Annotated in this window: 12 protein-coding genes and 1 tRNA gene; 6 read left to right on the plus strand and 7 right to left on the minus strand. The window is 63.8% G+C overall.

Annotated elements, in window-relative coordinates; translation table 11 throughout:
- Positions 1-323: 323 nt before the first annotated feature.
- Positions 324-1,556: a sugar ABC transporter substrate-binding protein gene (locus tag YU3_RS0126985; protein WP_027169132.1), complete on the minus strand. Its 1,233-nt coding sequence runs from the start codon at positions 1,554-1,556 to the stop codon at positions 324-326.
- A gap of 171 nt (positions 1,557-1,727) precedes the next feature.
- Between YU3_RS0126985 and YU3_RS0126990 the strand changes: the two genes are divergently transcribed.
- The 3 genes from YU3_RS0126990 to YU3_RS0127000 are packed head-to-tail and all read left to right on the plus strand — an operon-like array spanning position 1,728 to position 4,459.
- Positions 1,728-2,498 carry an SDR family oxidoreductase gene (locus YU3_RS0126990; protein WP_027169133.1) on the plus strand — a complete coding sequence of 257 codons (771 nt, stop codon included), beginning with the start codon at positions 1,728-1,730 and terminating at the stop codon, positions 2,496-2,498.
- Between the two features lie 2 nt (positions 2,499-2,500).
- A complete protein-coding gene (ugpC, locus tag YU3_RS0126995; protein ID WP_027169134.1) occupies positions 2,501-3,568 on the plus strand; it encodes a sn-glycerol-3-phosphate ABC transporter ATP-binding protein UgpC in 1,068 nt (355 codons plus the stop codon).
- A gap of 9 nt (positions 3,569-3,577) precedes the next feature.
- Positions 3,578-4,459: a MurR/RpiR family transcriptional regulator gene (locus YU3_RS0127000; RefSeq protein WP_027169135.1), complete on the plus strand. Its 882-nt coding sequence runs from the start codon at positions 3,578-3,580 to the stop codon at positions 4,457-4,459.
- Between the two features lie 269 nt (positions 4,460-4,728).
- Here YU3_RS0127000 and YU3_RS0127005 read toward each other — a convergent pair whose 3' ends face one another.
- Positions 4,729-5,043, minus strand: coding sequence for a DUF167 family protein (locus YU3_RS0127005; protein WP_027169136.1), 315 nt, complete (start codon positions 5,041-5,043; stop codon positions 4,729-4,731).
- Positions 5,043-5,342: a YggT family protein gene (locus YU3_RS0127010; RefSeq protein ID WP_027169137.1), complete on the minus strand. Its 300-nt coding sequence runs from the start codon at positions 5,340-5,342 to the stop codon at positions 5,043-5,045. Before YU3_RS0127010 ends, YU3_RS0127005 begins: the two co-directional genes overlap by 1 nt.
- A 140-nt stretch (positions 5,343-5,482) precedes the next feature.
- Here YU3_RS0127010 and YU3_RS0127015 point away from each other — a divergent pair.
- Positions 5,483-5,558, plus strand: a tRNA-Ala gene (locus tag YU3_RS0127015).
- Positions 5,559-5,826: 268 nt separating this feature from the next.
- On the plus strand, positions 5,827-6,267 hold the full coding sequence (locus YU3_RS0127020; RefSeq protein ID WP_027169138.1) for a hypothetical protein: 441 nt from the start codon (positions 5,827-5,829) through the stop codon (positions 6,265-6,267).
- Positions 6,268-6,277: 10 nt separating this feature from the next.
- On the opposite strand, the gene YU3_RS0127025 is transcribed toward YU3_RS0127020, so the two are convergent.
- The gene (locus tag YU3_RS0127025; RefSeq protein ID WP_027169139.1) at positions 6,278-7,147 is read right to left on the minus strand and encodes an NmrA/HSCARG family protein; all 870 of its coding nucleotides are present in this window, start codon (positions 7,145-7,147) and stop codon (positions 6,278-6,280) included.
- Positions 7,148-7,250: 103 nt separating this feature from the next.
- On the opposite strand from YU3_RS0127025, the gene YU3_RS0127030 reads away from it, so the two are divergent.
- Positions 7,251-8,141 carry a LysR family transcriptional regulator gene (locus tag YU3_RS0127030; protein WP_027169140.1) on the plus strand — a complete coding sequence of 297 codons (891 nt, stop codon included), beginning with the start codon at positions 7,251-7,253 and terminating at the stop codon, positions 8,139-8,141.
- A gap of 15 nt (positions 8,142-8,156) precedes the next feature.
- On the opposite strand, the gene YU3_RS0127035 is transcribed toward YU3_RS0127030, so the two are convergent.
- The 3 genes from YU3_RS0127035 to YU3_RS0127045 form a co-directional block, all read right to left on the minus strand.
- Positions 8,157-8,648, minus strand: a complete 492-nt coding sequence (locus tag YU3_RS0127035; RefSeq protein ID WP_027169141.1) for a hypothetical protein — start codon at positions 8,646-8,648, stop codon at positions 8,157-8,159.
- Between the two features lie 98 nt (positions 8,649-8,746).
- A complete protein-coding gene (locus tag YU3_RS0127040; RefSeq protein WP_027169142.1) occupies positions 8,747-10,141 on the minus strand; it encodes a multicopper oxidase family protein in 1,395 nt (464 codons plus the stop codon).
- 88 nt (positions 10,142-10,229) lie between these two features.
- Positions 10,230-12,014 (minus strand): ABC transporter ATP-binding protein, encoded by a 1,785-nt coding sequence (locus tag YU3_RS0127045; protein ID WP_027169143.1) that lies wholly within the window; start codon positions 12,012-12,014, stop codon positions 10,230-10,232.
- Positions 12,015-12,075: the final 61 nt, after the last annotated feature.

Below are 12,075 nucleotides of genomic sequence, written 5' to 3' on the forward strand. Positions count from 1 at the left end.
TAAGTTTTTACGAAGAGGACCCCCACCCCTAACCCCTCCCCACAAGGGGGAGGGGGACTTGGTAGGCGCTGATCTCCGCAAACCGCCAACCTTTCGACACCAAAAGGATGGCATGCGGCAGCGTTCCCTCCCCCTTGTGGGGAGGGTTAGGGTGGGGGTCCTCTTCGTAAAAACTCATATGCGATCGCCCCCTCCGGAGGGAGAGGAAGGAGGCTGGCTGGGGCGGCGCTGACATCGGCGATTTTGTCTTTCTGCTGAAGGCCAGGAAAGATGCGGCGCGCTCCGACGGGTGGAGCGCGCCACGGGCGCAGGGAGATACGCCCTTATTTCTTCTTCAGCACGGCGTCAGCCTTGGCCGCCGCATCCTTCAGGGCGGCCTCCGGAGTGGCGCTGCCAAGATAAATCTTCTGCATCGCATCCGAAGTGATCTGGGCGATCTCTTCCCAGCCCGGGATGACCGGCGCGAAGCGGGCGTCGGGCAAGAGTGCCGTGAAGGCTGCGAGGTCGGCGTTGTTGACGTAATAGTCCATCTTCGCCTCTTCCTTGTTCACCGGCAGGAAGCCCTCGCCTTGCGTGAACTTGGCGCGCTGCTCCTTGGTGAACAGGAAGTCGAGCAGCTTCCAGGCCTCGTCCTTGTTCTTGGAGTTCTTGAACATGATGATGGAATCGGTCACGCCATAGGTGCCGTGCGCGCCGGTCGGGCCGGCCGGGATGGCCGCAACGCCGTATTTCAGGCTCGGCGCCTCTTCCTTGATCTGGTTGGACAGGAAGGGCGCGGTGATCATCATGCCGACCTTGCCCTGCTTGAACAGGTTCTGCACGTCCTCGCGGCTGTTGGAGGTGACGCCCGGTTCGGTCAGGCCCTCGTCGATCATCGACTTATAGAGTTTGGCGGCCTCGAGCGCGCCTGGTGTGCTCAAGCCGGACGTGCCGTCCTTGTTGAGGATCTCGGTGCCCTGCGACCACATCGCATAATAGTAGTAGACATCGGTCTCGATCTCCTTGCCCTGCAGGCCGAAGCCGAAGGCGCCGACCGCCTTGATCTTGCGGGCGTCTTCCTGCAGTTCGGTCCAGGTCGCCGGCGGCTTGGCGATGCCGGCTTTCTCGAACAATTCCTTGTTGTAGTACATGGCGCGCGCGGAAGCCGCGATCGGCAGGCCGTAGGTGTGGCCGTCCATGATCGAGGGCTGCAGGAAGGTGTCGATGAAACGGTCCTTGAACTCGGGCGTGACATAGCTGTCGAGCGGCTCGGCGACATCCTGCTGGACGAAGTCGATCAGCCAGCGCGTGCCGATGATCGAGAGGTCGGCATTGGTGCCGGCGGTGATGTCGGTGGTGAGCTTCTGCAGCAGCACGTCCCATGGCACGACTTCATACTTGATGGTGATGCCGGGATTGGCCGCCTCGAACTCCTTCTTGACCTCTGCGAAATAGGGGCCGGTCTTGGCGCTGTATTCGGCGACGGTGACCCGTACCTCGCCGGCGTCGGCAGGTGCCGCAAAAGCCAGCATGCTCATTCCGGCCAACAGGCCGACAGTCCATTTGGCAAGGCTCATTTGATTCTCCCATTGATGCACGTTGGCACCTGGGCCCTTAGGGCTCAGGATTATGTTACTTTCCTACATTATCCATCATTCTGTGCCATGCAAGCGGATTATCATGTTGCTTAATTACATTTGCTTGGCTAGCCTATTGGCTCGAAAATGAGCGGCGGAGGAGCAGGCAGCATGGGTTCGAAAGCCGAATTCGAAGGCAAGACCGTTGTCGTCACGGGCGCCGGCGGCGGCCTCGGCTCGGCGATCGTGGCGCTCATGGCCGAACGCGGCGCCCGTATCGTCGGCTGCGACCAATCGGAGGAAGCGCTGGCCAATCCGCAGATCGCCTCCCGTCACGTGTTCAACCTGCTCGATCGGGCCTCGATTGAAGCGGCAATCCCCGCGCTGCTCGCCAGAGACGGCGTCCCCGACATCCTGATCAACAATGCCGGCTGGACGCGCGCCGAGACGCTCGATGCGCTGACCGCGGACACAATAGAGCAGGAGCTCGATCTCAACCTGACCGGCGTGATGACTTTCGCCGATCCGCTGATCAAGGCGATGTCCAAGCGCGGTTCGGGCAGCATCGTCTTCATCTCCTCGGTCAACGCCATCGCGCATTTCGGCAATCCCGCCTATGCCGCGGCCAAGGCCGGCATCAACGCCTACGCCAAGGCCATCGCCGTCGAGCTTGGCCGCAGCGGGTTGCGCGCCAATGTCGTCTGCCCGGGGTCGATCCGCACTGCGGCCTGGGACCATCGCCTGGCCAAGGATCCGGAGATCCTCGGCAGATTGAAGCGGCTCTATCCGCTTGGCCGCATCGTCGATGCATCGGAAGTGGCGGAAGCCGTGGCTTTCCTTGCCTCCGGGCGCGCTTCCGGCATAACTGGCGCGGTGGTGCCGGCGGACGCCGGTCTGACGGCCGGCTATCTGCCTTTCATCGACGACATATTGGGAGCGTGACCATGACCGACGTCCAGTTCCGCAACCTGTCGAAATCCTTCGGCCAGCATAAAATCCTCGAGGACATCAACCTCGACATCAAAACCGGCGAGTTCGTCGTGCTGGTCGGGCCGTCCGGCTGCGGCAAGTCCACCCTGCTGCGCATGCTGGCCGGGCTGGAGACGATCACCTCCGGTGACCTCCTGATCGGCGGCACGCGCGCCAACGACCTGCCGCCGCAGAAGCGCAACATCGCCATGGTCTTCCAGTCCTATGCGCTGTTCCCGCATCTGAAAGCTTCCGAGAATATCGGCTTCGGCCCAAAAATCCGCGGCGAGAACCGCGCCGCGATCGACGACAAGGTGAAGAAGGCGTCCAGCGTGCTGAACCTCTTCTCCTATCTCGACCGCTATCCGCGGCAATTGTCCGGCGGCCAGCGCCAGCGCGTGGCCATGGGCCGCGCCATCGTGCGCGAACCTTCTGTGTTCCTGTTCGACGAGCCGCTCTCCAACCTCGACGCGCAGCTGCGCGTGCAGATGCGCGTCGAGATCAAGGCGCTGCACCAGCGGCTGAAATCGACCATCGTCTATGTCACCCACGATCAGATCGAGGCGATGACCATGGCCGATCGCATCGTGGTGATGGACCGCGGCCGCATCCAGCAGGTCGGCCAGCCGCTGGAGCTCTATGACCGGCCGGCCAACAAATTCGTCGCCAGCTTCATCGGCTCGCCGTCGATGAGCTTTGTCTCCGGCGCCTTGAAAACCGCCGATGCCAAGTCCTGGTTCGAAACCACGAGTGGCGGCCGTCTGGCGCTGCCGGGCCAAGCCGCTTCCGGTAGCGACACGGTCGAGGCCGGCATCAGGCCCGAGCATTTCGTCATCGGCGCCGCCGAGGATGCTATCGCCATCAAGGTCGACGTCGTCGAGCCGACCGGCTCGGAAACCCATGTCTACGGCTCTGTCGGCGACGACGCGGTGCGCGCGGTGTTCCGCGACCGGCTGCAGGTGAAGCCGGGAGAGCGGCTGCCGGTCACCGTCGACCCACGCAACATCCACCTGTTCGACAAGGCGACGGGCCTGCCCCTGTGAGGCAATAAGATGAAAAGCCCGGCAGACATCATCACCCGCCTGCAATTGATATCGCAGGACGGCACCAAGTCGGATCGCCGGCTGGCCGGGCTGGTGCTTTCCGACCTCGATTTCGCGTCCAAGGCCGCCATCTCGGAGATCGCCGCGCGCGTCGGCGTCAGCGAGCCGACCGTCACCCGCTTCTGCCGCAATCTCGGCTGCGAGGGTCTGCGCGACTTCAAATTCTATCTGGCGCAGGCGATCGCCATCGGCGGCCAGTATCTGTCGCCGGAGCCGCTCAGCCGCGACGCGCGCGAGCAGCGCATCGCCTCCGCCATCACCGAGGCGGCGATCGCCGCGATCCACCGCGCCAGCGAAAACCTCGACATGACGACGCTGATGGCTGTGGCCGCCCGCATCGCCGCTTCCGGCAACGTGCTTTGCATCGGTTCCGGCGGCATCTCCTCGATGATGGCGACCGAGATGCAGAACCGGCTGTTCCGGCTCGGCCTGTCGGCGCTCGCCCAGATCGACGGCCAGCTGCAGCGCATGTATGCCGCCGTAGCTACGCCCGAGACGACGCTGGTCGCCTTCTCGGTGTCGGGCTATGCCCGTTCGGTGATCGAGGCGGTCGAGGTCGCGCAGCAATATGGCGCTGCCACAGTCGCCATCACCGCGCCGGACTCGGCTTTGGCCAAGGTCGCCGACACGGTCATCCTCCTGCAGTCCGTCGAGGACGGCAACATCTACAAGCCGACCTCGTCACGCTACGCCCTGCTCGCCATCCTCGACATGATCGCCACCACAGTGGCTGAATCGCGCGGGCCGAAAGTGCTGGAGAATTTGCGCCGCATCAAGCAGAGCGTGAACACGCTGAAGGTGGACGATCCAAGGCTGCCGCTGGGGGATTGAGGGGTCCTGCCTCGTCAGCGGCAAACCGAATGGCTTGGCCACGAGCTGCTTAATTTCGAACCGTTGCGCTGCCCCTCATCCGCCTGCCGGCACCTTCTCCCCGTAAACGGGGAGAAGAGGGCTGGCCGCAACCTTGGCGCTATTTCTGCGACGTTGATGATTGGCGAAATCATTCGCGGCAGCTTCTTTCTCCCCGTCAATATACGGGGAGAAATGCCCGGCAGGGCAATGAGGGGCAGCACCGACCTGAGCATCTGGTCGCTGCGGTTTCAACCGCCCGAAAGCGCCTCGACACGCCCCACCAGTTCAGCCGCATCCCCCACCACCCGCAGCGTCTTCAGCCGAGCCGTACCGCCGGCAACCACCGAAACCGCCGACGCCGGGACACCCAGCGCCTTGGCCATCATTCGTTCCAGCGCCGCATTGGCGGCGCCGTTCTCCGGCACGGCGCGCACGCGCGCCTTGAGATGGCTGCGTCCGTCGGCCGCCGTCTCGACGCCATCGATTCGATCGAGCGCCGCCTTCGGCGTCAGCCGCACGTAAAGGTCGATGCCGTTCTCGCGCAGCCGAAACGACGTGCTCATCAGCCGCCGGTCACGACCCAGGACCAGACCGTGGTGACGATAAACTGCCGGATGAAGAAAATGATCAAAAGCAGGATGATCGGCGAAATGTCGATGCCGCCGAGATCGGGCATGAAGCGGCGGATCGGCCGCAGCGCCGGATCGGTCAGCCGAAAGAGCATGTTGCCGACGGTGCCGACGAACTGGTTGCGCGAATTGACGACATTGAAGGCGTAAAGCCAGGAAAAGATCGCCGAGGCGATGATGATCCACCAGTAGATATCAAGCGCCATGACGATGGTCTGAATAAGGGCGATCATGCCGGTCTCCAAATTGTCGCCGACATGTAGCCATTGCTTGGCGAACCGGCAAGCCCGGTAGTTTCGGCGCCTCGACGCCAGGCAGCCGTTTCGCCTTGACATCAAACCGCCGCGACCGATACAAGCCGATCCGCTGGAACGGGGCTGTAGCTCAGCTGGGAGAGCGCATCGTTCGCAATGATGAGGTCAGGGGTTCGATCCCCCTCAGCTCCACCAGCCAGCATAGGCATTTGCTTTTCGCGGTGGCTTTGCCCTCCCCCATCCGGGCATTTCTTGCTTGTCCATATTGGCTTTGACCAAGCCATGCTGGCGCCGAAGCCATTCTCTCCAATCGGCATCGTTTCGTAGCCGTCTCCTCGCGGCCGGATTCCGGCCGTGTGCCTGGAACCAAAGGCGCGGCGAGACTGTTCAACTATACTTTCACACACGAAGCTGACGTGCCCGGCCGGCTGGGCAAGCGGCGATGCTTGAGGAGTTCCCGATCATGAAGATTTCCAGGTTCCGTTCAGTCGCGGTTGCAGCCATCGCCGCAGCGGGCATGAGCATTGCCAGCGCCGCGCATGCCGACAGCGGCACAATCCGCTTCTCCGTCTACAAGGCGGCCTTTTTCATCGGCGGCTCCGGCGGCGAGGGCACGTTGACCTTCCATGGCAAACGCTATCCGATCTCCGTTGGCGGCGTCTCGGGCGGCCTCGCCTTCGGGGCTTCCAAGACTTATTTCCGGGGCACTGTTCGCCACATCCGCCGCGCCAGCGATGTGACCGGTGTCTACGGCGCGGCCGGCGGCGGCGGCGCGGTCGGCAAGGGCGCCCAGGTGATCGTCATGACCAATGACAAGGGCGCCCAACTCGAGCTCACAGGCAGGCAGGTAGGCCTGCAGGTCAATGCCGATCTCAGCGGCATCAGCATCGGGCTGAAGAGGTAGGGGCGCGGCTTCACGCGGAAGCAGCGATTGCTGAGGCGAAATCGCGATATGGGCGCAGTGGGCGTCCGAGCAGGGCAGTCAGGCGCTCAACGTCGCCGGCCTCAGGCAGCATTCCGTCAGTGAAGAAGCGCTCGCCCATCAGGCGCATGTCGTAGGCCATCCAGGCGGGCAGGAACTGCTTGAGGTTTTGCTCAAAGCCCTCTGTATTGTCGCCCTCGTAATTGATCGGGCGAGCGAGCACGTCTGACCAGATGGCGGCGATATCCGCCCCGGTCAGTGTCTGCGGGCCGACGAGGTTGATCCGCTCGAGGGCAAGCGGCTCTGCGGACCGTTCGCGGCGCAGCAGCTCAAGGGCGGCGATCTCGGCGATATCGCGGACGTCGATCATGGCGAGACCCTTGCCGCCGATCGGCATTGAGTAGGTGCCGTAGCCGGTGATGATGTCTTCGATCATCAGATCGTTCTGGATGAAGTAGGCCGGGCGCAAGATCGTAGCCTTGAAGTCCATCTGCTCGATCATTCGCTCGACGCCGAACTTGCCCGCGAAATGCGGCACGTTCACATAGACGTCGGCGTGGATCACCGAAAGATAGACGAGCCGCTCGATGCCGACCGACCGGGCGACGTTCAGCGCGACCAAGGCCTGGGTGAATTCGTCCGGCACCACGGCGTTTAAGAGGAACAGGGTGGAGACGCCGGACATGGCTTTGCGCAACGAATCGACATCGAGAAAGTCGCCTTGCGCGACAGACACGCTTGCCGGGAAGCTGGCTTTTGAGGGATCGCGGACGAGAGCACGGACATCGGCGCCGCGCTTGACGAGGTGTTCGACAACTTGGCGGCCAACATTGCCTGTGGCGCCGGTAACGAGAATGGTCATGGAAATTCTCCTGCTGGGTTGCTTGACACCTCCAATATGTGCGGCTCACAAAGAGCCCAATAGACGGGAATTTTAGACGCTCCGTCTCGCTGGTGGAACAGTCATGGATCTTCTTGCCCTCGCCGACTTTAACCTCGTTGCGCGCCATGGCGGCTTCGGCAAAGCGGCAAGGGCCACCGGCCGGCCTAAGGCGACCCTGTCCCGGCGCGTTGGAGAGTTGGAAAGCAGCCTCGATCTTCGCCTGTTTGAACGGGGTGCGCGTAACTTGAAGCTCACCGAAGAAGGACGGGCGCTCTTCGAGCGGACGGGGACCTTGCTCGCCGAACTGGACGAGACGGCTTCGGCCATCGCCTCGGGCGGTCAGAGGCCCAAGGGCAGATTGCGGATCAGCGCACCTTTACATTTTTCTCAGACCGCGATGGGGAGGATTGCTGCAGGGTTTGCCGTTAAGTATCCCGAGGTGAGGCTGGAGGTCACGACCGAGGACCGGTATGTGGACATGATCGAGGAAGGCTACGATCTGGCCATTCGAGTCAATCCGGATCCCGACGAAAGCCTTGTCGGACGGGCGTTTCTCCGCGACCGCCTGGTCGTGGTGGCGAGTCCCGACCTTCCTCGCCCGACCGGTGGACTCGCTGCTCCCGGCGTTGCGCGCGGCGCAGGCGAACGGCAAACATGGCACGTGAAGACACAAGGTGGCCGCTCGACAATTACAATCGAGCCTGTCCTCGCTTTGTCGACGCTCATCATGGTCCGCGATGCGGTGCGGGCCGGCGTCGGTGCAGCACGTCTTCCCATTTCGTTGGTGGCCCACGATTTGGCTGACGGCACACTGGCAAATTGGGGGGATATTGACGGCCCCGAGATCGTTCTATGGACCCTCTACCCTTCCCGGCGGCTGCTCAGCGCGCGCGTGTCGGCGTTCATGGACTTTCTAAAACAAGCCTTCCCAAATGGGACACCGGACGAACTGGCCGCTTATATTGGCAAGTGACAGCCAAAGCCGCATTCACCTGGAGATCGCCGGCGCCTTGTGACGGCGCTGGCGCGAATAAGCCACGCAGGCGTCGACCGTACTGACACAGAGCGCATTGCGGCTGTTCGGCAGGTTGTTGTCACCGGCATAGGCGATCTCGGCGACACGGCCGTTGAGCATGCGAATCTGCGTGTTGCAATAGCCGCCCGGAGCGACATTGACCGAGCCGCCGACTGCGGGAATCGCGCCCAAGCCCAAGGTCGGCACCACGATGTTGAGATTGCCGCGCTGCACGGTGCGCTGATAGGTCCAGATCTGCCCGGATGATCCGACATCGGCCGTCGCGGTCGGAAAGCCTGCGCACATGCGGATATCGGCCTCGCTGAGGCCGACCATTTCCCTGCGGGCGGCGGCAGTGGTGACGTCCTCTTTCGCGACCCGCGACGTATCGTCGGGGATGACGCAGGAAGACAGGGTGGGAATACTCGCCGCAAGGGCAAGTGTTCGAATGCACAAAGATGTCATGTCGTCGGTCGGAGTTGCGTGGCGCCCCGTCTGCCCAGTTGGCTACCTAGGCAATCAGCCGGCGGGGTCAACCTGCCGTTGCGGAAACGAGACGCGCCTCACGCCACCCGAAGATAGCTCGTCATGCCTGTCTTCTGGTGCTCGATGATGTGGCAATGCAGCAGCCAATCGCCGGGATTGTCGGCGACGAAGCCCAGCTGCACCTTCTCATTGGGCTGGATCAGGTAGGTGTCGGAGACAAGCGGCTGGACGGCCCGCGTCGAGGACGACAGCACCTTGAAACTCATGCCGTGCAGGTGGATCGGGTGCGCGTGCGGGGTGAGGTTTTCCATGTCGATGACATAGCTTTGGCCGAGCTTCAGTTCGGCCAGCGGCGCCGTCGGGTCCGGCGTGTCGCCGGGCCACGGCACCTTGTTGATCGCCCAGAAACTGTAGCCGAGCGAACCGCAAATGCCGTCGCTCGGCACGTTTTCGGCCGTGGCGCTGAGCGCCAGCGGAATGCGCTTGGCGCTGGCTAGGTCGACTTCTGCGACAGGGTTGGCTTCAAGCGGACCGAGGTCGCGAAGATCGCGCTTGAGCGATTTGCCGACCGACCGCAGAGTCGCCAGGATTTTCGGCTTGGTGCCCCGGACATCGCGCAGGCTGACGATGGCGCCTTCCTCGCCGGGCATGCGGATGGCAAGCTCAAGCCGTTGGCCGGGGCCGAGCTGCAAGGCATCCGGCGTAAAACGCCGCGGCACCCCATTGCCGTCGAGCGCGATCACCGTCGCCTCGGCGCCGTCGACCCGGAAGGCGTAGATGCGGGTGACGTCGGTGATGGCGGTCCGAAGCCGCACCAGTCCGCCGGCCGGCGCATCGAATTGCGGCTGGTCGAGCCAATTGGCGGTGCGCACGGTGCCGAAGGTGCCGGACTTGGCCGCGTCGCGCGGCCTGAACTGCTCAATGAACTGGCCGTCGTCGCCGAGCCGCCAGTCGCGCAAATTGACGACCATCTCGGCATCGAAGGCCGGATCGTTCGGGTTCTCGACCACAATCACGCCGGTCAGGCCGTGACCCATCTGTTCAAGCGTGTTGCAATGCGGGTGGTACCAGAACGTGCCGGCATCGGGCGGCGTGAAGGCGTAGTCGAAATGGTCGCCCTGATAGACATAGGGCTGCACCAGGAACGGCACGCCGTCCATCTTGTTGGGAACGCGTATGCCATGCCAGTGGATGGTGGTCGGGTCGTCGATGCCGTTGATCAGCCGTGCGGCGAACGGCTCACCCTTCCTCATCCTGACGACCTGCGGCGGGCCTGCCTCGCCATAGGTCAGAACGTTCTTGGTCGGCGCGCCGTCCATCAGCTGCGTCTGAATGCTGGCGGTCTTCAGGATCAGCGGCTCGGGCTTCGCCGCCGCCCAGCCGGCAAACTTGCCGGCGGCAGAGAGACCGATACCGGCCGCGCCGGCGGCCGCGGCGCCCTGCAGGAGTTTGCGGCGAGTAAGGACCGACATTGCGATTCCGAAATAGATGAGTGGTTGCGTCAGGCTTTATCATCATTCGGGCACAACCCGAAACGGGCAGATCGCCGCTCCGCCCGTATCAGTCCCCGACGGCGGCGAAATGCCCGCCGCCGAAATCCTTGAGCACCAGTTTCGGCATGCTTTCGCCGATCCGCCGCGTGGCGCTCGGAATTTCACGGTCGAGACGGGCAAAGCGTGTCCGGCGTCGTGACGGATCGGGAACTGGCACCGCCTCGATGAGCCGTCGCGTGTAGGGATGGCGCGGGTTGGAGAAAACCTGGTCGCGGCTGCCGATCTCGACGATCTGGCCGAGATACATGACGGCGACGCGATCGGAGATGTTCTCGACCACCGCCATGTCATGCGAGATGAACAGATAGGCGACGCCGAATTCGCGCTGCAGCTCCTTCAACAGATCGAGCACGCGCGCCTGCACCGAGACATCCAGCGCCGACACGCTCTCGTCGGCGATGATCAGTTTCGGCCTGAGCGCCAGCGCCCGGGCGATGCAGATGCGCTGGCGCTGGCCGCCCGAGAATTCATGCGGGTAGAGTTCCATCTGCGCCGCCGACAGGCCGACCCGCTCGAACAAGGCGGCCACGCGTTCGCGGCGCTCCTGCCTTGAGCCGATGCCGTGGATGAGCAGCGGCTCGGCCACCAGGTCGCCGACGCGCATGCGCGGATCGAGCGAGGCATAAGGATCCTGGAAAACCATCTGCACGTCGCGCCGCACCGCCTTGCGTGCGTCGCCGCCAAGCGTGGCGAGCTCCCGGCCGCCGATCGTCACACCGCCGCTATAGGGCACCAGGCCGGCAAGCGCCTTGGCGGTGGTGGACTTGCCGCAGCCGGACTCGCCGACCAGCGCCAGCGTCTCGTTCGGCGCGATCGAGAAGCTGACGCCTTCGACGGCGTGGACCCGCCGGTTGACGCGGCCGAAGAAGCCGCCGCGCAGGTCGAAGCGGACATGAAGGTCGTTCACGACCGCCACCTTGTCCTGCGTTGCCACCTTGTCCGGCTCGCCGGAAGCGTGGCGCCCGGCACCCGAGCCGATGCGCGGGACGGCAGCAAGTAGCTCGCGCGTGTAGGCGGCTTGCGGCCTGGCGAAAATATCGGCGGCGGCGCCTTCCTCGACCATGCGGCCATTGCGCATGACGATGACGCGATCGGCCATTTCGGCGACGACGCCCATGTCGTGGGTGATCAGGATGACGCTGGTGCCATGCTGGCGCTGCAGGTCGCGCAGCAGTTCCAGCACCTCGCCCTGAACGGTGACGTCCAGCGCCGTCGTCGGCTCGTCGGCGATCAGCACGTCGGGTTCGAGCGCCAGCGCCATGGCGATCATCACCCGCTGGCGCATGCCGCCCGACAATTCGTGCGGAAACTGTTTCAGCCGGTTTTCAGCCTCTGAGATGCGCACTGCCTGCAGCGCCTCGACGGCGCGCCGTTGCGCCTCGACGTGGGAAAGACCGGTATGCGCCTCGATCGATTCGGTGAGCTGCCGGCCGATCGACAGCACCGGATTGAGCGACGTCATCGGCTCCTGGAAGATCATCGCGATGCGGTCGCCGCGAATGTCGCGCATGCGGCGCTCGTCGAGCGCCGTCAGCTCGACGGCGCCCAGATTATTCCCATCACGAAGGCGGATTTTGCCTGATGATATGCGCGCGGCAGGTTGCGGCAGCAATTGCATGATCGCCAGCGCGGTCATCGATTTGCCGGAACCGGATTCGCCGGCAATGCACAGCGTCTCGCCGCGCTTGAGCGACAGCGACAGGCCGGACACAACCTCGCGCTCGCCATCTTCGCCGCGTACGCTGACGGAGAGGTTGGCGATGTCGAGGACGGGCTCGGGGGTCGAGGTCATCGCGAGAGCGGAGTTCTGAGGCGTCTATTGCGGCACGCCCCCCTCTGGCCTGCCGGCCATC

The organism is Mesorhizobium sp. WSM3224 (genome assembly GCF_000427725.1).
Classification (GTDB): Bacteria; Pseudomonadota; Alphaproteobacteria; order Rhizobiales; family Rhizobiaceae; genus Mesorhizobium.

Excerpts from the sequence above, each read along its gene's own strand:
- YU3_RS0126985 (WP_027169132.1), bottom strand. The coding sequence starts at position 1,556 with ATGAGCCTTGCCAAATGGACTGTCGGCCTGTTGGCCGGAATGAGCATG.
- YU3_RS0126990 (WP_027169133.1), top strand. The coding sequence starts at position 1,728 with ATGGGTTCGAAAGCCGAATTCGAAGGCAAGACCGTTGTCGTCACGGGC.
- ugpC (WP_027169134.1), top strand. The coding sequence starts at position 2,501 with ATGACCGACGTCCAGTTCCGCAACCTGTCGAAATCCTTCGGCCAGCAT.
- YU3_RS0127000 (WP_027169135.1), top strand. The coding sequence starts at position 3,578 with ATGAAAAGCCCGGCAGACATCATCACCCGCCTGCAATTGATATCGCAG.
- YU3_RS0127005 (WP_027169136.1), bottom strand. The coding sequence starts at position 5,043 with ATGAGCACGTCGTTTCGGCTGCGCGAGAACGGCATCGACCTTTACGTG.
- YU3_RS0127010 (WP_027169137.1), bottom strand. The coding sequence starts at position 5,342 with ATGATCGCCCTTATTCAGACCATCGTCATGGCGCTTGATATCTACTGG.
- YU3_RS0127020 (WP_027169138.1), top strand. The coding sequence starts at position 5,827 with ATGAAGATTTCCAGGTTCCGTTCAGTCGCGGTTGCAGCCATCGCCGCA.
- YU3_RS0127025 (WP_027169139.1), bottom strand. The coding sequence starts at position 7,147 with ATGACCATTCTCGTTACCGGCGCCACAGGCAATGTTGGCCGCCAAGTT.
- YU3_RS0127030 (WP_027169140.1), top strand. The coding sequence starts at position 7,251 with ATGGATCTTCTTGCCCTCGCCGACTTTAACCTCGTTGCGCGCCATGGC.
- YU3_RS0127035 (WP_027169141.1), bottom strand. The coding sequence starts at position 8,648 with ATGACATCTTTGTGCATTCGAACACTTGCCCTTGCGGCGAGTATTCCC.
- YU3_RS0127040 (WP_027169142.1), bottom strand. The coding sequence starts at position 10,141 with ATGTCGGTCCTTACTCGCCGCAAACTCCTGCAGGGCGCCGCGGCCGCC.
- YU3_RS0127045 (WP_027169143.1), bottom strand. The coding sequence starts at position 12,014 with ATGACCTCGACCCCCGAGCCCGTCCTCGACATCGCCAACCTCTCCGTC.